We start from the raw sequence: 22,076 nt of genomic DNA, 5'->3' as shown, positions 1-22,076 counted from the left end.
GCTCAACGCGCCTCGTAGTGGTCTTCCACGAGCTTGTTGAGAAGCCGAACCCCGAAGCCGGAGGCCCAGGACTGGTTGTACTCGTTCGCGGGCGAGCCCATCGCCGTGCCGGCGACATCGAGATGCGCCCAGGGCACGTCGTTGACGAAGCGCTGGAGGAACTGGGCGGCGGTCGTGGCGCCCGCCGCGCGGCCGTTGCCGATGTTCTTGATGTCGGCGAACTTGCCCTCGATCATCTTGTCGTATTCCTTGCCGAGCGGCATCCGCCAGACCTTCTCGCCGGTCTCGAGACCCGCGGCCAGAAGCCGGTCGGCCAGTTCGTCGTTGTTGGAGAAGAGGCCGGCGTGATGGTTGCCGAGCGCGACGATGATCGCGCCCGTCAGCGTCGCAAGGTTCACCATGAACTTGGGCTTGAAGCGCTCCTGCGTATACCAGAGCGCGTCCGCCAGCACGAGGCGACCCTCGGCGTCCGTGTTCAGCACCTCGATGGTGGTGCCTGACATGGCCGTCACGATGTCGCCGGGACGCTGCGCGTTGCCGTCCACCGCGTTTTCGACGAGCCCGACGACGCCGATGGCGTTGACCTTCGCCTTGCGGCCGGCGAGCGCCCGCATCAGGCCGACGACGGCAGCCGAGCCGCCCATATCGCCCTTCATCTCGTCCATGCCGGCAGCCGGCTTGATCGAGACGCCGCCGGTATCGAAGATCACGCCCTTGCCGACGAAGGCGACCGGCGCCTCACCGTCCGCGCCGCCGTTCCAACGCATGATGCACAGACGCGGCGGCATCGGCGAGCCCTGCGCCACGCCGAGCAGCGCGCGCATCTTCAGCTCCGCCATCCGCGCCTCGTCCAGCACCTCGATCTCGAGCCCGTCGGAAGCGAGCGCTTCGATGCGCGAGGCGTATTCGGTCGTGGTGAGGACGTTGGCGGGCTCGTTGACGAGATCGCGCGACAGAATCACACCGTCCGCCAGCGCTTGTGCGGCGACGAAAGCCTCGCGCGCCTCGTCCGGCGTCGCCGACGCGATGGTGTACGTCCGGGACGTCTCGGCCTCGGCCTCCTCGCCCGGCGTCGACTTCTTCGACTTGTAGCGGTCGAACTTATAGGCGCGCAGAAGAATGCCGAGACCGATCGTCGCAAGGTCGCGCGGCGTCGCGGTCGTCGCGCCCCCGTCGCCCCACACCGTGACCGGCCCTTCGCCCTTCGTGCCGCCCGCGATCGTGCCGCCCAGCCGCAGCCACTCCTCTTCGCCGAACGGCTTGTCGCCCGCCGTGCCGACGACGATGATGCGCTCCAGCGAGGACCCGGCCGGCGCGATCGCCTCGACGCTCGAAAGCTCCTTGCCCTTGAACTTCGCGACGCCGATCGCCTTCTGCACGGCATCCGCCACGTCCGGCGCGACATCCGACGGAAGCGTGCCTTCGGTTCCCGCGAGAATCACGAGCGTGCCCGTCCCGGGCATCTGGAGCGGCGCAAAGGCGATAGTGGGCTGGACGGACATGCGGTCTCCGATGCGCTATCGAGGCGCCGGGACCTGTGCTCCGGCGCTGAGGGATTCGGTCGTCATTCTGGTGACGGAGTGTTGCATTGCAAGGGTCGTGCCGGGGAAGACAAAGCGTTAACCACGTTTGTTCGCCCTTCTTTAGCCAAGCTGGCTCAGTCTACGGCGGCCTAGTATGTCGAACCGTGCGGTTCGGTACCGCGCCGGAGAACGGCGGTTTGAACGGGACTGTCGAGACGACCACGGCATGAAGCTGATCGAACGATATATCTTCCGCAGAGCCCTGGCCTATACGGCCGGCTCGCTCACGGCGCTCGTTCTGATCGTCTGGATCGTGCAGGTCCTGCAGCGGCTCGATATCGTGCGCACGACGGCGACGGCTGCGGGCGACATCTTCTGGATCGCCCTGATGCTGATGCCGGATCTCGCCGCCGGGGTCCTGCCCTTCGCGCTTCTGATCGGCGCGGTGCAGACGCTGAACTCGCTGAACGCCGATTCCGAGCGGGCCGTGATCGCGGCGTCCGGCGGCTCGCGAAGCGTCATCACCAAACCGCTCATGATCCTCGCGGCCGTCGCGGCCGGACTGATCCTCTTCAACTCCCACGTCGTCGGCCCCGCCGCCTCCAGCGCGTTCCAGAACGGCATCCGCTCCATCAATGCCGACGCGATCAGCCTCTTCCTCCAGCCCGGACGCTTCGAGCAGGTGCAGGACGGGTTGATCATGAGCATCGACGAGGCGCGCGGGCCGAACGTGCGCGGCCTCTTCCTCGCCGACACCCGCGACCCGACGCTCGATCTCACCTACTTCGCCCGCGAAGCATCGATCGTGGAGCGCGAGGGGCAGTCCTACCTCGTGCTTGATGACGGACAGCTTCACCGCAAGCGCAACAGCGACGGCTCGGTATCGATCATCGAATTCCAGACTTACGCCTTCGACCTCGCCAACCTGCGGCCGATCGAAACGCGCGATTGGGTGCGCATGTCCGAGCGCTCGACGCGCGAGCTTCTCAATCCCGATCCCAACGATCGCGTCTACCAGCTTCACCCCAACCGCTTCACCGAAGAGCTGGCCCAGCGCCGGACCGACTGGCTCTATCCCATCGCCTTCGCGCTCTGGGCGCTTGTCGTGGCAGGACACCCCCGCACCAATCGCCAAGGTCCGGGCCCGGCGATGGCGCTCGGGCTCGGCGGGTCGCTTCTTCTCAAGGCGGGGGGCTTCGTCGCTCTCTCGCTCGTGAGCGACGACCCGCGCTACGTGGCGCTCGCCTATGGCCTGCCGCTCGGCGCGATCGCGCTCGACCTCGTGCTCCTGTGGCGCAACGTCAATGTCAGCGAGACGCGGGCCGTGCGGGCCGTCAGCGACGCGATGCTCTGGCTGGGCGCCCACCTCCGGCGCCTGATCCCGAGCAGCCGCAACGGAAAGGCGGCCGGCGCATGACGCGGTGGACGCTGAACCTCTACTTCTTTCGCCGCTTCCTCGTCAGCTTCCTGTCGACGTTCGTCGCGGTGTTCGCGCTCGTCTATCTCGTCGACATGATCGAGGTCAGCCGCCGCGGCCTTCCCGGCGACGTCGGCTTCGACACGATCGCCACGATCTCGGCGCTGCGCGTGCCCGCCTTCATCGAGCAGGCCTTCCCGTTCATCGTCCTCTTCTCGGCGATCTTCACGCTGGTTTCGCTGAACCGGAAGATGGAGCTCGTGGTCGCCCGCGCGGCAGGCGTGTCGGTTTGGCAGATGCTGGCGCCGTTCATCGCCGGCGCCTTCCTCATCGGCGTCGTGTCGGTCGCGATCTACAACCCTCTCGCCTCGTTTGCGCAGGGCAAGGCCGCACAGCTTCAGACCGAGAATGCCGGGTCGATGCAGACGACGACCGAGCGTGCGCCCTGGCTGCGCCAGAACGGCAACGGCGTCGAGTCGATCATCGGCGCCAAGATCGTGGCCGATCGCGGTGCGACGCTCGGAAGCGTGACCGCCTTCCTGCTCGACGGCGAGGGTGTCGTGCGCGAGCGCATCGACGCGCCCGTCGCGCACCTTCGCGACGGCGCCTGGCACATCGAGAACGCGAGCGTCACCCGAATCGGATCGCCCCCCGTCAACGAGGGTGAGCGTGTGATCCCGACGACACTCCTGCCCGAATACATCGAGCAGCGGCTCGCCGATCCGGAGACGATCTCCATCTGGGAACTCGCGCCCAAGATCGAGGTCGCCCGCAGCCTCGGCTACAACGCCGATGCCTTTGCGATGCGGCTGAACGCCTTGATTGCAAGGCCTGCGCTGTTCGTGGCGATGGTGCTGGTCGCCGCAACCGTGGCTGTGCGCTACACGCGCATCGGCCAGTCCGGACGCATGATCGTCAGTGGCATCGCGGCCGGCTTCGTGCTTTACGTCGTTACTTTCCTCGCGCAGGCGCTGGGAAGCAATTCCGTGGTTCCGCCCGTCATCGCGGCGTGGTTCCCGGTCGTGGCGGCAGGATTGTTCGGGACGACGATCCTGCTCCATCAGGAGGATGGTTAGTATGACAGCGAGGGGGAACCCGCGCCGTGCCGAGACCGGGGGCTGGTCGAAGGCGAAGGGCGCTCTGTTGGCGGGTGTGGCCGTGGCCGCCCTCGCCTCGGCTTCGCCTGCGCTGGCGCAAGCTTCGCTCGGGCAACTCGGCGGCTCGGTCTCGGTGCCCGAAGGAACACAGCTGTTCCTGGAGGCCGATACCGTCACCTACGACAGCGACCGTCAGGTCGTGCGCGCGGCCGGCGGTGTCCAGATCGACTACGGCCCCTACAAGCTCGTGGCGAAGGACATCCTCTACGATCAGGCTAGCCGGAGGCTTGTGGCCTCCGGCGACGTCGAACTGATCGAGCCGACAGGCAACCGGATCTATGCCGATTCGATCGATGTCACCGACGACTTCGCCAACGGCTTCGTCCAGGCACTGCGCATCGAGACGCCGGACAACACGCGCTTCGCCGCCGGTCAGGCCGTCCGCCGCGACGGTGCGGTGACGACGTTCGAGCGCGGCATCTACACCGCCTGCGAGGCCTGCGAGAAGCACCCCGACCGCCCGCCCTTGTGGCAGGTGAAGGCGCGGCGCATCGTCTGGGACCAGAACGCCAAGGTCATCCGCTACTACGGCGCGCGCTTCGAGCTGTTCGGAAAGCCGCTCGCCTACCTCCCCTATTTCGCCTCGCCGGACCCGACGGTGAAGCGGCAGAGCGGCCTCCTCGCGCCTTCTTTCAAGTCGTCGGACAAGACCGGTTTCGGCGTCCGCATCCCCTACTATTTCGCGATCGACGACTCCTCCGACGCGACGATCGCCGGCACCTACTTCACCAAGCAGGGCTTCCTCGCCGAGGCCGAATACCGCAAGGCGTTCGAGAACGGCTACATCACCCTGCAGACGGCGGGCATCAGCCAGGCCAACCCCGAGCGCTTCGGTGACTTCCGGTCGGACAACGTCACGAGCTTCGCCGATTCAGTGGACGACGCGCGGGGCATGGTCGGAACGACGGGCCGCTTCGCTCTCAACGATCGCTGGACGTTCGGCTGGGACATTCTTGCCCAGACCGATCCGAACTTCTCGAACGTCTACGAGATCGAGAATTTCTCGCAGATCTATCGGACGTCCGAGGTCTACCTGACCGGCCTCGGCGACCAGAGCTTCTTCGACCTGCGAGGCCAGAAGTTCGACGTCCAGACCGAGAACACGCTGACCGACCGCGTGCAGCCCTATGTCTGGCCGACGCTCGACTATCAGCGGATCGAGGAAAACCCGGTCCTCGGCGGCCAGCTCGAATACAACGTCAACGTGACGAACCTCACGCGGAACGCGTCCAGCCCCGGCTTCCTGCTGATCTGCCAGAGCGAGTTCACCGTCTCGGGCATCTGCGAGCAGGGCAACGGCTTCCCGTTCCGCACCGACTATTTCCGGCGCAACGGACTGGAAGGCGACTACTCGCGCGCGACCTTCGACGCCCGCTGGCGCCGGACCTACACGACCGACGCGGGTCTTCAGATCACGCCCTCGCTCTCCGGTCGCGGCGACCTCTACCGCGCCGACATGAGCCAGTTCGGCTACGCCGATGGCAGCGCGCTCGGCCTTGGCGGCGTCGAGGTGGACGAGGCCGGCGGCCGCGCGATGGCGAAGGCGGGGCTGGAAGCTCGCTACCCCTACCTGATCGAGACCGCGAACACGCAGCACGTCATCACGCCGATCGCGCAGCTGCTCGTCCGCCCGAACGAGATGGATGCGGGCCGCCTGCCGAACGAGGACGCCCAGAGCCTCGTCTTCAATGCGGCCAATCTCTTCGATGAGGACAAGTTCTCGGGTTACGACCGGATCGAGGGCGGCACGCGCGCCAATGTCGGCGTCCAGTACAGCGGCGTCTTCGGCGCGGGCTACTCGCTGGATGCGCTGATCGGGCAGTCGTTCCACCTCGCCGGGGAAAACCCCTACGCCCAGCTCGACTACGCGCTCGTCGGCTTCGATTCCGGTCTCGAGACCGACCGGTCGGACTACGTGTCCGCCGTCTCGCTCTCGACGCCCTACGGAATCAGCCTCGGCGCGCAGGGACGCTTCGACGAGGAAACGCTCGACGTGAACCGCGCCGACGTGATGGCCGGCGTCACCGTCGGCCGGCTCGATACCGCCGTGACCTACTCTCTGATCGGCGCCCAGCCGATCTACAGCTTCCCGGAGGATCGCCACCAGGTCACGACCTCGGCATCGCTGAAGGTCACCGACCAGATCCGCACCTTCGGCTCGATCTCCTACGACATCGAGAACGAGGCGGTGATCAACCGGTCCTTCGGCGTCGGCTATGCCGACGAATGTTTCAGCCTGATCGCCGAATACCAGAACACCAACGACCGCTACAACCTGCAGTCGTCGGAGTCCAAGCTGATGTTCAAGCTTGCGCTGCGCACGCTTGTGGACGCAGATTTCGGTTTCGGGCTTGGAAGCGGCGGCTGATTGCGGCTAGAAGACCATTGTTTCGCCAAAGCTCGACGCTAGCCAAGCGTCGAGCGCGTTGGCCGTTGGGCCCGCTGGCGGAAATCGGGAGACACGAGAGACCATGATCGCACGTAACTTCACCGTCCGACTCGCGGTCTGTTCGCTGCTCGCCTCGCCCCTCGCGCTGGCCGCGACCGCCACCTTCTCCTCGCCGAGTTTCGCCGAGTCCGAGATCAAGGTTGTCGTGAACAAGCAGCCGATCACCACCTACCAGATCCAGCAGCGAGCGGCCTTCCTGAAGCTGCGCCGGGCCCCGGGCGGCGCCGAGGCGGCCACGAACGAACTGATCGACGAAGCGATCAAGCGGCAGGAAATCGCGCGCCGCCGCATCAGCATTCCCGACGCGGCGATCGACGAAGCCTTCGGCCGTTTCGCCAAGGACAACAAGCTGACCGAAGCCCAGTTGACCGAGGTCCTTTCTCGCGCCGGCTTTTCGGCCAAGGGCTTCAAGGATTACATCCGTGTCCAGATGGGCTGGGGCCAGGCCGTAATCGCCAACGTCCGCCAGACCGAACGGCTGTCCGAGCAGGACGTCGTCGCGCGCATGCTGAAAGAGGGCGGCGCGAAGCCGAAGGTCACGGAATACTCGCTTCAGCAGGTCATCTTCGTCGTTCCCAACGACAAGCGGAGCTCGCAGCTCGACCGTCGCATGTCGGAAGCGAACAATCTTCGCCAGCGCTTCACCAATTGCCAGGCGACTTATGAGACGGCACGAGGCCTGCGCGACGTGACCGTGCGCGACCTCGGCCGGGTCGCCGAGCCGGAACTTCCGCCGCGCTGGAAGGACGACATTATGAACACCACCCGCGGCCGCGCGACCAAGCCGCAGGCGACCGAGCGCGGTGTCGAGTTGATCGGCGTCTGCGACACGCGGACGGTGTCGGACGATCAGGTGGCTGCCATGGTGTTCCAGGAAAAGGATCTCGCCGCCATGGGCAAGAAGGAGCCAGACAAGGACTACCTGAACAAGCTGAAGGACAAGGCGACGATCGTTCGTCGCTGAGGTGTCCTTCCCGTCGAGTTCCCTTCCGCTGGCCGTTTCGGTCGGCGAGCCCTCCGGTGTCGGCGTCGACATCACGCTGGCGGCCTTTCAGCGCCGCCAGTCTCTCGGCCTCCCCCGTTTCTTCCTGCTTGCCGATCCCGAGATGGTGGCCCGCCGAGCTGAACGCCTCGCTCTCGACGTTCAGGTGCGGACCATCGGCAGTCCGGACGAGTCCGGCGCCGATGGGCGGTTCCTCGACATCCTGCCGCTCGTCAACCCGCATTCCGAAGCGCCGGGCCGACCCGATCCCGCCAACGCGGCCGGCACGATCGAGGCGATCGACCGGGCGACGCGTCTCGTCCTCGACGGTGCGGCGGCGGCCATCGTTACCAACCCGATCGACAAGAAGGCGCTCTATGACGCCGGCTTCCGCCATCCCGGCCACACGGAGTATCTCGCCGATCTCTGCGCGAGCCTCACAGGCCGGGCATGCCAGCCCGTCATGCTCCTAACGGGGCCGGACCTCTCCTGCGTGCCCGTCACCATCCACATTCCGCTGGCCGACGTTCCGGCGACGCTGACCTGCGAACTCATCCTTTCGACCGCTCGCATCGTGGCCCGCGATCTCAGCCTCCGCTTCGGGCTGGAGCGACCGCGCCTCGCGGTGTCGGGCCTCAATCCGCACGCCGGCGAGCGTGGCGCGATCGGTCGCGAAGACGAGGCGGTCATCCGTCCGGCGGTCGAGATCCTGAGAACGGAAGGGTTCGAAGTTGTCGGCCCGCTGCCGGGCGACACGATGTTCCATCCCGAAGCCCGCGCGCGTTACGACGTCGCCGTCTGCATGTATCACGATCAGGCGCTGATCCCCGCCAAGACCCTCGCCTTCGACGAGACCGTCAACGTGACGCTCGGCCTTCCCATCATTCGGACGTCGCCCGATCACGGCACCGCCGCGGACCTTGCAGGAACCGGCACGGCGCGACCGAACAGCTTCATCGCTGCCCTCCGCCTCGCAGGACGCATGGCGGGCATCGGCGATGCGGTCGAGGATTCGCCGGCGTGAGCGTAGCGTTCGATGGGCTGCCGCCGCTGCGCGAGGTGCTGGAAGCGCACGGACTCGATCCCCGCAGGGCACTGGGGCAGAACTTCCTTCTGGATCTCAACCTGACGGGCCGCATCGCACGGCAGGCCGCACCGCTGGACGGCACGACCGTGGTGGAGGTCGGCCCCGGCCCGGGCGGTCTGACGCGGGCGCTTCTGGCGAATGGCGCCGGCAAGGTCGTCGCGATCGAAAAGGACCCGCGCTGCATTCCGGCGCTGGAGGCGATCGCCGCCCATTATCCCGGTCGGCTGGAGGTGGTCGAAGGCGATGCGCTGGCGATCGATCCCGCGGACCTGACCGACGGGCCGTTCAAGATCGTCGCCAACCTGCCATACAATGTCGGCACGCAGTTGCTTCTCAACTGGATCACGGTTCCGGTCTGGCCGCCGCGCTGGACGGATCTGACGCTGATGTTCCAGAAGGAGGTCGCCGAGCGGATCGTCGCCGGTCCCGACGACGACCATTACGGGCGCCTCGGTGTCCTGTGCGGATGGCGCTGCGACGCGGAAATTCTCTTCGACGTCTCGCGCGAGGCGTTCACACCGCCGCCGAAGGTCACGTCGGCGATCGTTCGCATCGTGCCGAAGCCCGCCCCCCTTGCTGCTCGTCTCGCCGACATCGAACGCGTGACGGCCGCCGCCTTCGGCCAGCGCCGCAAGATGCTTCGGCAGAGCGTCAAGCCGGTCGGGGGAGAGGCGCTCCTGGATCGCGCGGGAATCGATCCAACGCGGCGCGCCGAAACGCTGTCGGTTGAGGAGTTCGTTCGTCTCGCCAACGCACTGACCGGCTGACGCGATCAGATCCCGTCGAGCTTGCCGATATCAGCGGACGCCTGTTCCAGAAGGACCGAGGTGAAGTCGAAGAGGCCGGGACGCCGATCCCGCCGCAGACGCTCGGCATTGACGATAGACTGGACAGCGGAGAACGCGCGGTTGAGATCGTCGTTGATCACGACATACTCGTAGTCCCGCCAGCGCTCGATCTCGACTTTGGCATTGCGCAGGCGCATCGCGATCGTATCGCTGGAATCCTCGGCGCGACGCAGAAGGCGCGACTTCAGCTCCTCCATCGACGGCGGCAGGATGAAGATCGACACGATGTCGGCCTTCGCCTTCTCCTGCAGCTGAAGCGCGCCCTGCCAGTCGATGTCGAACAACATGTCGCGCCCGTCCCGCATCGCCTTCTCGGCAGCCTCGCGCGGGGTGCCGTAGAGATTGCCGTGAACCTCGGCCCATTCAAGCAAGGCGTCGCCGTCGCGCAGGCGGAAGAACTCGTCCCGCGAAATGAAGTGGTAGTGCACGCCATCGATCTCGCTCGGGCGACGCGTGCGGGTGGTCACACTGACCGACAGGGAAAAGCGGGTGTCCTGCTCGAGCAGGCTGCGCGCGATGGTCGATTTCCCGGCCCCGGACGGCGACGAAATGACGAGCATGAGTCCGCGTCTGGCGATCCGGATGGGGGACTCGATGTCGGCCTGAAGTTTCATTCGATGTTCTGAACCTGTTCGCGCAGCTGGTCGACGACGACCTTCAACTGAAGGCCGATGGCGGTCAACGAAGCCGCATTGGACTTGGAGCACACCGTATTCGATTCCCGGTTAAATTCCTGCGCCAGGAAGTCGAAGCGGCGTCCGATCGGCGCATCCTGCGCCAGAAGTTCGCGCGCGGCGTGAAGATGAGCCCGGAGGCGATCGAGCTCCTCGCGGATATCGGCTCTCGTGGCGATCAGGGCGGCCTCGGCGTGGAGCCGCGCCGGATCGAGAGAGGCGGAGGCGTGCGTCAGTTCCGCCACCTGACGGGCGAGACGATCGCGAATGACATCCATGCGTCGGCTCGGATCGCGCTCGGCATCCTCGACCAGACGCTCGATCTCGCCCAGACGGTCCTCGAGGACGGACTGCAGCTGCCGACCCTCGGCCGCGCGGGATGCCACTAGATGCTCCACCGCGTCTTCCAGTCCGGCGAGGACGTCCCGCTGGCGCAAGGCGTCGTCTTCCGGACTCGGAACGCGCTCGGCTACATCGATCACGCCGCGCAGCGCCAAAAGGCCATCGGCGGACGGCAGCGTCGCGTATCCATCCCTGACGAGTTCACCGGAAAGCCGCAACACCGCATCCAGCATCTCGCGATGGATCACGAAAGGCAGCGCCTCGTCTTCCGCACGGCGGACGCTGAGCGAAACCTGAAGGTTACCCCGGCCGAAACGGCTTGCCACGATACGGCGGACGTCCGTCTCGATTCCCTCGTAGCCGGGCGGCAGCCGCAGCCGAACCTCCAGCGTCTTGCCGTTGACGGAGCGGATTTCCCAGACGAAGTCCGCTCCGCGCGTCGTGCCCTCGACGCGGGCGAACCCCGACATGCTGTTCACCGGCATGCGCTCAACAAAGCTCCTCGATCCGCTGGGGCCGGTTTGCCGCAGATTTACTGCGCAACGGCTGGGTCGCCTGCCGGCTCAGCGTCTGCCCGCGCCGCGGCAGCGGCGCGCTCGATATCGCGATAACGGCGAACGTTGGCGTTGTGCTCGTTCAACGTGCGGGCGAAGGCATGGCCGCCAGTCCCGTCCGCCACGAAATACAGGTCCTTCGTGTCCAGCGGATGCGCGACCGCCTCCAGCGACGCTCGACCGGGGTTGGCGATTGGGCCGGGCGGAAGACCCCGGATCACATAGGTGTTGTAAGGGCTGTTGCTGGCGATATGCGACTGGCGGATCGGCTCGTCCGACGGTTTGCCGGCCCCGCCCCAGACTCCGTAGATGATCGTCGGATCCGACTGCAGCCGCATGCCCTCACGCAGGCGGTTGACGAACACCGAGGCCACATGAGGCCGCTCGGACGCGATGCCGGTTTCCTTCTCGACGATGGAGGCCAGCGTCACGAACTCGCCGATGTCCTTGACCGGCAGGTCATCCTGCCGGCCCTTCCAAATCTCTTCGACGAGCTCGGACTGCGCTTCCTTCATGCGGTCGACCATGGCGGCGCGGGTCATGCCACGCGTGAAGGTGTAGGTCTCCGGCAGCAGCGTTCCCTCGGCGACCATCGGCGGCATGTCGCCCACCAAGATCGGGTCGGATTGGAGGCGGGCGTAGATCTGCTGGATCGTCCAGCCCTCGGGGATCGTCACGGCATGCTGAATGGAGTTGCCGCTGCGAAGAGTGTCCATCACGTCGCGCATGCTGGAGCCGGAAGCGAAGGCGTATTCGCCCGCTCGGATGCCGGTATCGCCGCGCCCGCTCAAGCCTTCCATGGAGGCGACGCGCACGCCGTACTCGAAGACCTGGGCGTCGCTGACGATGCCCGCGCGCTCCAAACCGGCGGCGATGCTCTCGAGCCCCGCCCCGCGGCTCACGAGATAGGTCGCCTCGGTCTGGAGCGGCCCGGCGCTGTCGAAGGTCTGCTTGCCCCAGTAGAAGACAAGACCGCCGGCGATGGCCGCGAGAAGCGCGAGGCTGAAGCCGAAATTCATGAGGATGACGAAGCCGTTTCGCGCATGACGCGATCGGCGCTTCGGCTTGGTGCGTCGGGTCGGCTCCTCGCTGGCTGGCGGAAGCTGTTCGTCGAAACCATGGGTCACGGCGGACCTCCCTGTACCCGTTGCAGGTGAGCGCCCATTCATCGCGCCCGCCCGCCCGGCCTGATCACCGGCGGGCACGGCCGCCCCGACTGCCGGATCACTCAGCAGGTAGCAGCATCCGAATGTGGCGAAAGCCGGTTGCCTTCAGCCTTCGAAGCGACGCAGGACCACCGATGCGTTGGTGCCGCCGAACCCAAACGAGTTCGACAGGGCGATGTCGATCTGCTTCTCCCGCTTCTTCAGCGGAACGAGATCGATCTGGGTTTCGACCGATGGGTCGGTCAGGTTGAGCGTCGGCGGGGCCACGTTGTCGCGGATGGCCAGCGTGGCGAAGATGGCCTCAACGGCACCGGCCGCGCCGAGGAGATGTCCGATCGCCGACTTCGTGGACGACATCGAGATCTTCGAAGCCGCGTCGCCGACGAGACGCTCGATCGCCCGCAGTTCGATCTCGTCGCCGAGCGGCGTCGAGGTTCCGTGTGCGTTGATATAGTCGATCTGGTCGGCTGTGATGCCGGCCCGCTTCAGGGCGGCCTTCATGCAGCGATAGGCGCCGTCGCCGTCTTCGGCCGGGGCCGTGATGTGATGGGCATCGCCCGACAGTCCGTAACCGACGACTTCGGCGTAGATCCGGGCTCCGCGAGCGCGCGCGTGCTCCAGTTCCTCAAGGACGACGATGCCGGCGCCCTCACCCATCACGAAACCGTCCCGTCCTTTGTCGTAAGGCCGAGAGGCAGCCGTCGGGTCGTCGTTATAGCTGGTGGAGAGGGCGCGGCAGGCGGCAAAGCCAGCAAGCGACAAGCGCCCGACAGGCGATTCCGCACCGCCGGCGACCATCACGTCCGCATCGCCCAGCATCACGAGACGAGCCGCGTCTCCGATCGCATGAGCGCCGGTCGAGCAGGCCGTCACGACGGAATGGTTCGGACCCTTCAACCCGTTGCGGATCGAGACGTGGCCGGACGCCAGATTGATGAGACTGCCGGGAATGAAGAAAGGACTGATCCGCCGAGGGCCCTTCTCGGCGAGGACGAGGGAATGGCGCTCGATACCCTCGAGACCGCCGATGCCCGAGCCGATCAGAACGCCGGTGGCACACTGATCGTCGTAGTTTTCGGGATGCCAGTCGGCGTCGTCGAGCGCTTCGGCAGCAGCCGCCACGGCGTAGACAATGAAATCGTCGACCTTGCGCTGCTCTTTGGGCTCCATCCAGAGATCGGCATTGAAGGTGCCGTCAGATCCGTCACCGCGCGGGATCTGGCAAGCGATCTGACACGGGAGATCCGAGACGTCGAACGTCTCGACCCGGCGGGCCGCGCTTCGGCCCTCCAGCAGGCGCTTCCATGTCACATCGACGCCCGCCCCGAGAGGGCTGACCATTCCGACGCCGGTGATGACGACTCGTCTCATTCCGAACTCTTAAATGAAGGGCGGGCCAAGCCCGCCCGCCGATGTCAGGCCTTGTTCTTCTCGATGAACTTCACGGCATCGCCGACCGTGAGGATCGTCTCGGCCGCGTCGTCCGGAATCTCGACGCCGAATTCCTCTTCGAACGCCATGACGAGCTCGACCGTGTCGAGGCTGTCGGCGCCGAGGTCGTCGATGAACGAAGCGTTCTCAGTGACCTTCTCCTGCTCGACGCCCAGGTGCTCGACGACGATCTTCTTCACCCGTTCAGCGGTATCGCTCATGGTCATTCCTCTGTTGAGATGGCTTTCGCCGTTTCGTTAGCCGCCGGGGTCCCGTTAATCAAGCGTTACCCCGCCAGTGCTGATCCGAGCCCCATCTGCCAGATGTGGGCGGATTCGGTAGATCGGCGAGACCTGCGGCTTAGCATGGCAAAAGCGCGCTGGCCAAGCCGGGTTCAGATCATCGCCATGCCGCCGTTCACGTGCAGCGTCTGGCCCGTGACATAGGCCGCCTGCTCGGAGGCGAGATAGAGCGCCGCAGCAGCGATTTCCGCGGGCTGGCCCATGCGGCGCATGGGGATCGCCCCCATGATGGCCTCCGTCTGCTTCTCGTTGAGCTTGCCGGTCATGGCGCTCTCGATGAAGCCCGGCGCAATGCAGTTCACGGTCACGTTGCGCGACGCGATTTCCTGGGCGAGCGACTTCGAAAATCCGATCATGCCGGCCTTCGCCGCGCAATAATTGGTCTGGCCTGGGTTGCCGGTGACGCCGACGATCGACGTGATGTTGACGATGCGGCCGTAGCGGCGGCGCATCATCTGATGGGTCAACGCGCGCGTCAGGCGGAAGACGGCCGTGAGGTCGACCTCGAGAACGCGATCCCAGTCGTCGTCCGACATGCGGACGAACAGGCCGTCCTTGGTGATGCCGGCGTTGTTGACGAGGATGTCGACGCCGCCGAGCTCCTTGTCGGCGGCTTCCGCGAGGCCGCTCTGCCCCTCGCGGCTGCCGAGATCCGCCGGAAACACATGGACGCGTTCGCCGAGCGAGCCCGCGAGTTCATCGAGCTTCTCGCGGCGCGTGCCGTGGAGGCCGACCGTCGCACCGGCCTGATGGAGCGTGCGTGCGATGGCTTCGCCGATACCGCCGCTGGCGCCCGTGACGAGGGCCTTGCGGCCGGAAAGATCGAACATGTGCCGCTTCCTTGCGTTGGAGTGTGTCAGGCGAGGCGCGACAGCGCCGGCTCGATGTCGGCCGGCTTGCCGATGCTGACCGCCGAAAGTCGCGGATCGATGCGCTTGGCAAGACCGGCCAGGACCTTGCCGGAACCCACTTCGAAAAGAAGATCGACGCCGGCATCGGCGAGATAGGTCATGCTCTCACGCCAGCGCACCTGCCCCGTGACCTGCTCGACGAGATGCGCCCGAATTTCTTCGGGGTCGGAGATCGCGGAGGCGAGGACGTTGGCGACAAGCGGAACACGGGGCGAGACGAGCTTGGCGCCGCTCAAGGCTTCCCGCATCGCCTCGGCAGCCGGCTGCATCAGCATGGAGTGGAACGGCGCCGAGACGGACAATGCGATCGCCCGCTTTGCGCCGGCAGCCAGCGCCGCCTCCATGGCTCGCTCGACCGACGCTTTCGTGCCGGAAATGACGATCTGTCCGCCGCCGTTGTCGTTGGCGATCTGGCAGACGCCGCCCTGCCCGGCCTCGGCGCAGACGGACTGCAGGGTCTCATGATCGAGCCCGAGAACCGCAGCCATCGCCCCTTCGCCCGGCGCGACGGCCGCCTGCATCGCGTCGCCGCGGATTCGCAGGAGCCGTGCGGCATCGGCGATCGAGAGCGAGCCGGCGGCGGCGAGCGCGGAATATTCCCCCAGGGAATGACCGGCCACGAAGTCGGCCGACGCACCCAGATCGAACCCGCGAGCCTCCATCGCCCGCATGGCTGCCAGCGAGACCGCCATCAGGGCCGGCTGGGCATTGGCGGTGAGGGTCAACCGGTCTTCCGGGCCGTTCCAGATGACGTCGCTGAGCTTCTCGCCGAGCGCCTCGTCCACCTCCTCGAAGACGCGGCGGCTTTCGGGAAAGGCGTCCGCGAGTTCGCGGCCCATTCCGACGGCCTGGCTTCCCTGTCCCGGAAAAACAACCGCGAGCGTCATCGCTTTCTCCCACTTCGTTCCATCGTCGCGTAGTGAGGAGGTGGGCGCGGCCTGTCAAGGCGACGCACCCGCTTGCCGCTCGCATTCACGCATGGCCGTCCATGGAACGCTCGTCCCGGCGTTAAGGTCCCGGAAACCCTGGCGCCCTTACGCTGCGGCAGTCGTTGGCACAAAACCGGTCGCCGAGACCTTTAGGGACCGGACCGAGAGTGCAATCCCTCGGCACGACAAACATGAAGCAGGGAGCGAATCGAGTGACGGAACGCACGGATCACACCGGGCGGGATGGTCGCGGCCTTGTGTCGGCCCCGACCACCCACCGCGACTTCGAAATCCTTTCCACCGTTCCCGTCGGCGTGCTCGTCCTTCGCCGCGATGCTTCGCTTCTCTTCGCCAACGAAGCCGCGAAAGCCCTTTTCGGTGGAGGGGCCGCGCTGTCCTGCCTTATCGAAACGTTCTGTCCGACAGATGGCGCGGAGCTCGAAGACAATCTGCGCCACGGTCATCACTTTGAAGCCATCGTCGCCGGCGTGGACAGCCATCGCCAGGTGATGGTGAGCGTCGCCGAACTGACGCGGGCCGACGAGCCCGACTTCGTCGTCAGCCTGACCGACATCACCGAACTCAAGCGGGCCACCGAGCACGCGGAGTTTCTGGCGCACCATGACCCGCTGACGCGTCTGGGCAACCGCACTCTCCTGCAGTCGGTCTGGGACGCCGTCGAGCAGCGGCTCGCCGCCGGCGAAGGACAGATCCACGCGTTGGCGCTCGATCTCGACCGATTCAAGGAGGTCAACGACCAGCACGGCCACGCCATGGGCGATCTGGTCCTGCGGCAGGCAGCCGAACGGATACGGGCCGCGGTGGGCGACGCCGGTCAGGTCTTCCGGTTCGGCGGCGACGAGTTCTTCGTGATGCTCGATGGTCTTTCGCGGGAGACGGCCGTCGAGGTGGCGCGCCAGATCGTCGAGGCGGTGGGCGAACCGATGTCGGTTCTCGGCCACCGCATCTCGATCGGTTGCTCGGTCGGCATCGCCTCCGCACCTTTGGACGGGACCCGCCGGGATGCGCTGCATCGCGCGTCCGATATCGCTCTCTACGACGTGAAGCATCAGGGACGCGGTGACGTCGCCTGCTTCGATCCGCTTCGCGAGCAGTCGATGCTCGACCAGCGTCTGCTGCAGGCGGATCTCATCGTGGCCATGGCGAACGATGTCATCGACCTGGCGTTCGAGGCGCAGCACGACAGCGTGTCCGGGGAGATCGAGAGTGTCGAAGCGGAATTGACGTGGACGAACGGTCGAACCGGCCAGACGCTGGCTGCCGAGGGCCTCAGGGCACTCGCGAGGGAGGCCGGTCTTTCCTACCTTCTGGATCTGTGGTCGGTTCGTCACGCGGTCTCGAGGTTCGTTGAGCACCATCCGACTGACGGAGCCTGCCCCCATGTGGCGGTGACGGTCGATGCCGCGACATTGCTGAATCCCGACATCGTCGATGCGACCCTTCGCGTTCTGGCCGACCATGGCCTCTCCCCGGATCGGCTCGAACTCCAGGTCGCGGAAAGTGCGGTCCTGTCGCTGGGCGAAGCGTTGACGCCCGCGATCCGGCGCTTGACGGAAACCGGCGTGCGCATCGTCATCACCGAATTCGGCGCCGGTCGACCGGACCTTGGATATCTTCGATCGCTGGGCGTCGCTCGTCTGAAGCTCCACAGGAAACTGGCGGCACGGATCCTGGGCGACGCGGATGCCGAGGCGATGATGGGTGCGGTCTGGACGCTCTGCCAGCGCCTCGGGATCGCAATGTCGGCAGACGGCATCGAAACCGATCGACAGTGGCGCGCGCTGCAGCGGTTCGGACGGATGCGGGCGCAGGGGCCCTACTTCGCTGGTGGGCCGATGCCGAACGTCTCGGTCGCGGGCTCTCGCGCCGATGCGTGTCTGGGCTGAGACAAGCAGGTTGCGGCTTGCCATCGGGACCGTCCTCGTCTAAGGCGTGCACCGTCATTGCCCGTGCGTCAGCCGGGGGCTGAACGGAAGGCGGTTCATTTCGGACCGCTTGGCCAAGGTTCGCACCTTGTACGACTTCCCGTGTTCCCGCTCTCGACCGTCTCTATCGACGCGCCTTTCCGCCCCCGGCCATCTTGGCCACCAGGAGAGTCGCAGAGGCTTAGCCGCTGTCGCCGGGCAAATGCGCAACCGATGGAAAGGCAAACGCCATGGCTCTTTACGAGCACGTTTTCCTTGCCCGACAGGACATCAGCGGCCAGCAGGTCGAGGCGCTCGTGGATCAGTACCGCGGCGTGATCGAGGCCAATGGCGGCAAGGTCGGCAAGGTCGAGAATTGGGGTCTGAAGACCCTCACCTACCGGATCAAGAAGAACCGGAAGGCGTACTACACGCTGATGAACATCGATGCGCCGTCCGCGGCCGTCGACGAGATGGAGCGTCAGATGCGCTTCAACGAGGACATCCTGCGTTACATGACCATCCGCGTCGAAGAGCACGACGAGGGTCAGTCCGCGATGATGCAGAAGCGCGACGACCGTCCGCGCCGTGGCGACCGTGACGGTGGCGATCGCCCCCGCCGCGAGGATCGTCCGCGTCGCGAGGACGATGATCGTCCGCGCCGTCCGCGCAACGAGGAGGCCGCGTAATGGTCGACATCGCTCAGCTCCCCACGCGTCGTCCGTTCCATCGTCGTCGCAAGTCCGACCCGTTCGCGTCGGGCGACTCGCCGAAGATCGACTACAAGGATGTCCGTCTTCTGCAGCGCTACATTTCCGAGCGCGGCAAGATCGTCCCGTCCCGCATCACGGCGGTGTCGCAGAAGAACCAGCGCGCCCTCGCCCAGGCGATCAAGCGCGCCCGCTTCCTCGGCCTCCTGCCTTACGTCCTCAAGTAAGGACGGCGCGGCGCCCGGATCGGGCGTCCGCACCAGAGATCAGGCGGCGGGCCGAAAGCCCGCCGCCTCCCCCTTTCCACCGCGTTCGGCGCCGGTGGAGTTCAGGGGTTCGACGAGAGCCGAGTTGGGGTGATCCGGCCCCTAACTGCCGCAGGCAGGACAGCGAAACGAGCCCATGCAGTTCTCAGCCCTCCCTATCGGACTGGTCGCCGGCGTCGCCGCGGCTCTTCTGTTCGCCGGTGTGGTGACCCAGTCGCCCGGCGCTGTGGTGCTGGCTCTCGCGGCTCCCGTTCCCATCTTCATCGCGAGCCTCGGCTGGGGCAGCCGTGCGGGCTTCATCGCCGCCGCGACCTCGGCGGTCGCGATCGCGGCTTTCATGGGATCCTTCCTGTCCGGCATCACGATGCTGCTCGGATCGGCGCTGCCGGCAGCGGCCGTGGGGCACATGGCCGGGCTCGCCCGCCCCCGAAACGATGGCGCGGGCCTCGACTGGTATCCGGTTTCACGGCTTCTCTTCGCCATCCTGTGCATCGCCGCAGCCACCTGCGTCGTGCTTGGTCTCCTGATGAGCTACGATGCCGCCGGTCTCGAGGCCGCCGTTACGCAGGCTCTCCTGTCGCAGCCGGATGGTACGATCGCGGCCGAACAGGAGATCCGGAGCTTCGTCCAGCTCGTGGTGTCGGCGATCCCCTTCGTGCAGCCGATCATCTCGGTTCTCACCTGGATCGGCTGTCTCTACGTCGCCGCCGCGATCACGCGCATCAGCGGCCGCCTGCCCCGTCCGAAGGACGACGTCCCAACGGTCACCGCGCTGCCGCGGGTTGCGTTGCCGATCTTCGCGCTGGGTCTTGCCGCGTCCTTCGCGCCCGGCACCGTCGGCATGCTCGGCGCCGTGTTGACCGGCGCGTTCGGCATGGGCTTCACCCTTGTCGGTCTCGCTGCGATGCACCGTCGCACGCGCGGCCGTCCTGCCCGAGGACTGGTTCTCTTCTCCGCCTACGGCGCGATCATCCTCCTCTTCATCCCGCTTTTCGCCTTCCTGGTTCTCGGTGTCTTCGACACGGCCCGAAACCGGATGGCGGACGCATCCAACACCTGACCTTCAACCAAAGGAACAAAACCATGGAAGTCATTCTTCTCGAGCGCATCGCCCGCCTCGGCGGTCTCGGCGACACCGTCCGCGTGCGCGACGGCTTCGCCCGCAACTACCTCCTGCCGACCGGCCGCGCGCTCCGCGCCAACGAGGCGAACCGCGCCAAGTTCGAGTCGCAGAAGGCCTCGCTCATCGCCCGCAACGACGAGCGTCGCTCGGAAGCTCAAGGCGTCGCCGACCAGCTCGATAGCCTGCGTCTCGTGATCGTGCGCTCCGCCGGCGAGACCGGTCAGCTCTACGGTTCGGTCTCGGCGCGCGACATCGCCGACATCCTGAAGGAGCAGGGCTACAACGTGAACCGCAACTCGGTGGAGTTGAACGTTCCGATCAAAGCGATCGGCCTCCACACGGTGAAGCTCAACCTGCATGCCGAAGTGCAGGTCACGATCGACGTCAATGTCGCGCGTTCGCAGGAAGAGGCGGAGCGTCAGGCCAAGGGCGAGAAGCTCAACTCGGCCGACGCGATCTACGGCGAGAACGAGGATGCCGTGGTCCCGGGCGGCGGCGAGTTCTTCGAGGAAGGCGCCGAGGACGAGGACGACCGCGGCTGATACGCCTTATGCGACGAGCGATCCGTTCGTCGCAGCCTGTTGCAAGAAAAGGGGTTTCCGGTTTCCACCGGAAGCCCCTTTTTCGTTCGACGACCGGTACCGTGGTCGATTCTGTCCACAGCTTGTCCACCGATTGTCCCAAGGCAGTCCACTGCCTCCGGTGTTTTTGAGGTCCCCGCCCTCGAACCGTTGGCCCGGAAGACCCAACTCGTTTAAGAGGAATGTTTACCCAATCCGACGAGGTCGAGCGATGGCGGAAGCCGCACGCAAATTCGAGGAGGAGGCGCCGCTCTATCGCGAGGCGCCGGCCAACATCGAAGCCGAGCAGGCGCTTCTCGGCGCCATTCTGGTCAACAACGACGCCTATTACATCGTCCACGACTATCTGAAGCCGGAGCACTTCTACGAGCCGATCCACCGCGAGATCTTTTCGAAAGGCTCGGCGATGATCCGCATGGGCAAGATCGCGACGCCCGTGACGCTGAAGACGTTCCTTCCGGCGAACGACCGCATCGGCGACATGACGGTCGCCCAGTATCTCGCCCGGCTCGCCGCCGAAGCGACGACGATCATCAACACCAACGACTACGGGCGTGCCGTCTACGACATGGCGCTCCGGCGCTCGCTGATCCGCATCGGCGAGGACATGGTCAACGCCGCCTTCGACGCCCCGGTGGACGCCGAGCCGAAGGAGCAGATCGAGGACGCCGAAAAGGCGCTCTTCTCGCTGGCGGAGACGGGCCGCTACGACGGCGGCTTCCAGTCGTTCGAAGACGCGATGGCGCTGGCCATCGAGATGGCGGGCGCCGCCAAGGACCGCGACGGCGGCCTGTCGGGCATCTCGACCGGCATCCGGGAGCTCGACCGACGCCTCGGCGGGCTCCAGCATTCCGATCTCATCATCCTCGCCGGGCGTCCCGCCATGGGCAAGACGTCGCTGGTGACCAACATCGCCTTCAACATCGCGGCGGCCTACGAGCCCGCCGAGCAGGCCGACGGCTCGTTCAAGGCGGCGAACGGCGGCGTCGTCGGGTTCTTCTCGCTGGAAATGTCGGCCGAGCAGCTGGCGACGCGTATCATCTCCGAGCAGTCGGAGGTCTCGTCGTCGAAGATCCGGCGCGGCTCGATCACCGATGCCGAATATTCCAAGCTCGTCGCCTGCACCGAAATGATGCAGAAGGCGCCGCTCTACATCGACCAGACGGGCGGCATCTCGATCGCCCAGCTGGCGGCACGCGCGCGGCGCCTCAAGCGCCAGCGCGGGCTCGACGTAATGGTGATCGACTACGTTCAGCTGATGCAGGGATCGGCCAAGACCGCCGGCAACCGCGTCCAGGAAATCACCGAGATCACGACCGGCCTGAAGGCGCTGGCGAAGGAGCTTCACGTTCCGATCATCGCCCTCTCGCAGCTGTCGCGTCAGGTCGAGAACCGCGACGACAAGCGTCCCCAGCTGTCCGACCTCCGCGAATCCGGCTCGATCGAGCAGGACGCCGACGTCGTGATGTTCGTGTATCGCGAGGAATACTACCTGCAGGCCAAGGAGCCGAAGCCCGGCACCGACGAGCACATGAAATGGCAGCAGGAGATGAACGAGGCGCGCGGAAAGGCCGAGGTGATCATCGCCAAGCAGCGCCACGGACCGACGGGCGCGGCGCAGCTGGCCTTCCAGGCCGAGTTCACGCGCTTCACCGATCTCGCCGAGGAGAGCCACCTGCCCGAGCGATACGAGTAGGCT

20 protein-coding genes are annotated in these 22,076 nt (G+C 66.1%); 12 read left to right on the top strand and 8 right to left on the bottom strand.

Annotated elements, in window-relative coordinates; all coding sequences use genetic code 11:
• Positions 1-2: 2 nt before the first annotated feature.
• Positions 3-1,502 (bottom strand): leucyl aminopeptidase, encoded by a 1,500-nt coding sequence (locus ASF65_RS01790; protein WP_055884242.1) that lies wholly within the window; start codon positions 1,500-1,502, stop codon positions 3-5.
• 247 nt (positions 1,503-1,749) lie between these two features.
• Here ASF65_RS01790 and ASF65_RS01785 point away from each other — a divergent pair, with 247 nt between their 5' ends.
• From ASF65_RS01785 to rsmA, 6 genes are all read left to right on the top strand, one after another.
• Complete coding sequence (locus ASF65_RS01785; RefSeq protein WP_055884239.1) at positions 1,750-2,940, top strand: LptF/LptG family permease; 1,191 nt, start codon at positions 1,750-1,752, stop codon at positions 2,938-2,940.
• Positions 2,937-4,016 (top strand): LPS export ABC transporter permease LptG, encoded by a 1,080-nt coding sequence (gene lptG / locus ASF65_RS01780; protein WP_055884235.1) that lies wholly within the window; start codon positions 2,937-2,939, stop codon positions 4,014-4,016. Before ASF65_RS01785 ends, lptG begins: the two co-directional genes overlap by 4 nt.
• Before the next feature lies 1 nt (position 4,017).
• Entirely contained in the window at positions 4,018-6,465 is a 2,448-nt protein-coding gene (locus ASF65_RS01775; protein ID WP_082505104.1) for an LPS-assembly protein LptD, read from the top strand.
• Between the two features lie 103 nt (positions 6,466-6,568).
• A complete protein-coding gene (locus ASF65_RS01770; protein ID WP_055884233.1) occupies positions 6,569-7,510 on the top strand; it encodes a peptidylprolyl isomerase in 942 nt (313 codons plus the stop codon).
• Between the two features lies 1 nt (position 7,511).
• Positions 7,512-8,552: a 4-hydroxythreonine-4-phosphate dehydrogenase PdxA gene (gene pdxA / locus ASF65_RS01765; RefSeq protein WP_055884230.1), complete on the top strand. Its 1,041-nt coding sequence runs from the start codon at positions 7,512-7,514 to the stop codon at positions 8,550-8,552.
• Complete coding sequence (rsmA, locus tag ASF65_RS01760; protein WP_055884227.1) at positions 8,549-9,382, top strand: 16S rRNA (adenine(1518)-N(6)/adenine(1519)-N(6))-dimethyltransferase RsmA; 834 nt, start codon at positions 8,549-8,551, stop codon at positions 9,380-9,382. Before pdxA ends, rsmA begins: the two co-directional genes overlap by 4 nt.
• A gap of 5 nt (positions 9,383-9,387) precedes the next feature.
• On the opposite strand, the gene gmk is transcribed toward rsmA, so the two are convergent.
• From gmk to fabD, 7 genes are all read right to left on the bottom strand, one after another.
• The gene (gene gmk, locus ASF65_RS01755; protein ID WP_055884224.1) at positions 9,388-10,077 is read right to left on the bottom strand and encodes a guanylate kinase; all 690 of its coding nucleotides are present in this window, start codon (positions 10,075-10,077) and stop codon (positions 9,388-9,390) included.
• Positions 10,074-10,964: a YicC/YloC family endoribonuclease gene (locus ASF65_RS01750; protein ID WP_055884221.1), complete on the bottom strand. Its 891-nt coding sequence runs from the start codon at positions 10,962-10,964 to the stop codon at positions 10,074-10,076. The genes gmk and ASF65_RS01750 overlap by 4 nt, the downstream gene beginning before the upstream one ends.
• A gap of 47 nt (positions 10,965-11,011) precedes the next feature.
• A complete protein-coding gene (mltG, locus tag ASF65_RS01745) occupies positions 11,012-12,160 on the bottom strand; it encodes an endolytic transglycosylase MltG (protein ID WP_055884218.1) in 1,149 nt (382 codons plus the stop codon).
• Between the two features lie 144 nt (positions 12,161-12,304).
• Complete coding sequence (fabF, locus tag ASF65_RS01740; protein ID WP_055884215.1) at positions 12,305-13,570, bottom strand: beta-ketoacyl-ACP synthase II; 1,266 nt, start codon at positions 13,568-13,570, stop codon at positions 12,305-12,307.
• A 44-nt stretch (positions 13,571-13,614) separates the two neighbouring features.
• Positions 13,615-13,851, bottom strand: a complete 237-nt coding sequence (locus ASF65_RS01735) for an acyl carrier protein (protein ID WP_055884995.1) — start codon at positions 13,849-13,851, stop codon at positions 13,615-13,617.
• Positions 13,852-14,024: 173 nt separating this feature from the next.
• Positions 14,025-14,762, bottom strand: coding sequence for a 3-oxoacyl-[acyl-carrier-protein] reductase (fabG, locus tag ASF65_RS01730; RefSeq protein WP_055884211.1), 738 nt, complete (start codon positions 14,760-14,762; stop codon positions 14,025-14,027).
• Between the two features lie 26 nt (positions 14,763-14,788).
• Positions 14,789-15,730: an ACP S-malonyltransferase gene (gene fabD, locus ASF65_RS01725; RefSeq protein ID WP_055884201.1), complete on the bottom strand. Its 942-nt coding sequence runs from the start codon at positions 15,728-15,730 to the stop codon at positions 14,789-14,791.
• A gap of 233 nt (positions 15,731-15,963) precedes the next feature.
• Between fabD and ASF65_RS01720 the strand changes: the two genes are divergently transcribed.
• The 6 genes from ASF65_RS01720 (at position 15,964) to ASF65_RS01695 (ending at position 22,073) form a co-directional block, all read left to right on the top strand.
• A complete protein-coding gene (locus ASF65_RS01720) occupies positions 15,964-17,679 on the top strand; it encodes a GGDEF and EAL domain-containing protein (protein WP_055884198.1) in 1,716 nt (571 codons plus the stop codon).
• A 269-nt stretch (positions 17,680-17,948) separates the two neighbouring features.
• A complete protein-coding gene (gene rpsF / locus ASF65_RS01715; RefSeq protein WP_055884195.1) occupies positions 17,949-18,386 on the top strand; it encodes a 30S ribosomal protein S6 in 438 nt (145 codons plus the stop codon).
• Complete coding sequence (gene rpsR / locus ASF65_RS01710) at positions 18,386-18,634, top strand: 30S ribosomal protein S18 (RefSeq protein WP_055884193.1); 249 nt, start codon at positions 18,386-18,388, stop codon at positions 18,632-18,634. The genes rpsF and rpsR overlap by 1 nt, the downstream gene beginning before the upstream one ends.
• A 175-nt stretch (positions 18,635-18,809) precedes the next feature.
• Positions 18,810-19,733 carry a hypothetical protein gene (locus ASF65_RS01705; RefSeq protein ID WP_055884190.1) on the top strand — a complete coding sequence of 308 codons (924 nt, stop codon included), beginning with the start codon at positions 18,810-18,812 and terminating at the stop codon, positions 19,731-19,733.
• Positions 19,734-19,756: 23 nt separating this feature from the next.
• A complete protein-coding gene (gene rplI / locus ASF65_RS01700; protein WP_055884187.1) occupies positions 19,757-20,338 on the top strand; it encodes a 50S ribosomal protein L9 in 582 nt (193 codons plus the stop codon).
• A 250-nt stretch (positions 20,339-20,588) separates the two neighbouring features.
• Positions 20,589-22,073: a replicative DNA helicase gene (locus ASF65_RS01695; protein WP_055884184.1), complete on the top strand. Its 1,485-nt coding sequence runs from the start codon at positions 20,589-20,591 to the stop codon at positions 22,071-22,073.
• The last annotated feature ends 3 nt before the right edge of the window (positions 22,074-22,076 follow it).

The sequence above is a fragment of the Aureimonas sp. Leaf324 genome, assembly GCF_001423245.1.
Classification (GTDB): Bacteria; Pseudomonadota; Alphaproteobacteria; order Rhizobiales; family Rhizobiaceae; genus Aureimonas.
The sequence above is the reverse complement of the archived record's forward strand: the minus strand, read 5'-3'. Positions and strand labels throughout refer to the sequence as shown.

Excerpts from the sequence above, each read along its gene's own strand:
- ASF65_RS01790 (WP_055884242.1), bottom strand. The coding sequence starts at position 1,502 with ATGTCCGTCCAGCCCACTATCGCCTTTGCGCCGCTCCAGATGCCCGGG.
- ASF65_RS01785 (WP_055884239.1), top strand. The coding sequence starts at position 1,750 with ATGAAGCTGATCGAACGATATATCTTCCGCAGAGCCCTGGCCTATACG.
- lptG (WP_055884235.1), top strand. The coding sequence starts at position 2,937 with ATGACGCGGTGGACGCTGAACCTCTACTTCTTTCGCCGCTTCCTCGTC.
- ASF65_RS01775 (WP_082505104.1), top strand. The coding sequence starts at position 4,018 with ATGACAGCGAGGGGGAACCCGCGCCGTGCCGAGACCGGGGGCTGGTCG.
- ASF65_RS01770 (WP_055884233.1), top strand. The coding sequence starts at position 6,569 with ATGATCGCACGTAACTTCACCGTCCGACTCGCGGTCTGTTCGCTGCTC.
- gmk (WP_055884224.1), bottom strand. The coding sequence starts at position 10,077 with ATGAAACTTCAGGCCGACATCGAGTCCCCCATCCGGATCGCCAGACGC.
- ASF65_RS01750 (WP_055884221.1), bottom strand. The coding sequence starts at position 10,964 with ATGCCGGTGAACAGCATGTCGGGGTTCGCCCGCGTCGAGGGCACGACG.
- fabF (WP_055884215.1), bottom strand. The coding sequence starts at position 13,570 with ATGAGACGAGTCGTCATCACCGGCGTCGGAATGGTCAGCCCTCTCGGG.
- ASF65_RS01735 (WP_055884995.1), bottom strand. The coding sequence starts at position 13,851 with ATGAGCGATACCGCTGAACGGGTGAAGAAGATCGTCGTCGAGCACCTG.
- fabG (WP_055884211.1), bottom strand. The coding sequence starts at position 14,762 with ATGTTCGATCTTTCCGGCCGCAAGGCCCTCGTCACGGGCGCCAGCGGC.
- fabD (WP_055884201.1), bottom strand. The coding sequence starts at position 15,730 with ATGACGCTCGCGGTTGTTTTTCCGGGACAGGGAAGCCAGGCCGTCGGA.
- ASF65_RS01720 (WP_055884198.1), top strand. The coding sequence starts at position 15,964 with ATGAAGCAGGGAGCGAATCGAGTGACGGAACGCACGGATCACACCGGG.
- rpsF (WP_055884195.1), top strand. The coding sequence starts at position 17,949 with ATGGCTCTTTACGAGCACGTTTTCCTTGCCCGACAGGACATCAGCGGC.
- rpsR (WP_055884193.1), top strand. The coding sequence starts at position 18,386 with ATGGTCGACATCGCTCAGCTCCCCACGCGTCGTCCGTTCCATCGTCGT.
- ASF65_RS01705 (WP_055884190.1), top strand. The coding sequence starts at position 18,810 with ATGCAGTTCTCAGCCCTCCCTATCGGACTGGTCGCCGGCGTCGCCGCG.
- rplI (WP_055884187.1), top strand. The coding sequence starts at position 19,757 with ATGGAAGTCATTCTTCTCGAGCGCATCGCCCGCCTCGGCGGTCTCGGC.
- ASF65_RS01695 (WP_055884184.1), top strand. The coding sequence starts at position 20,589 with ATGGCGGAAGCCGCACGCAAATTCGAGGAGGAGGCGCCGCTCTATCGC.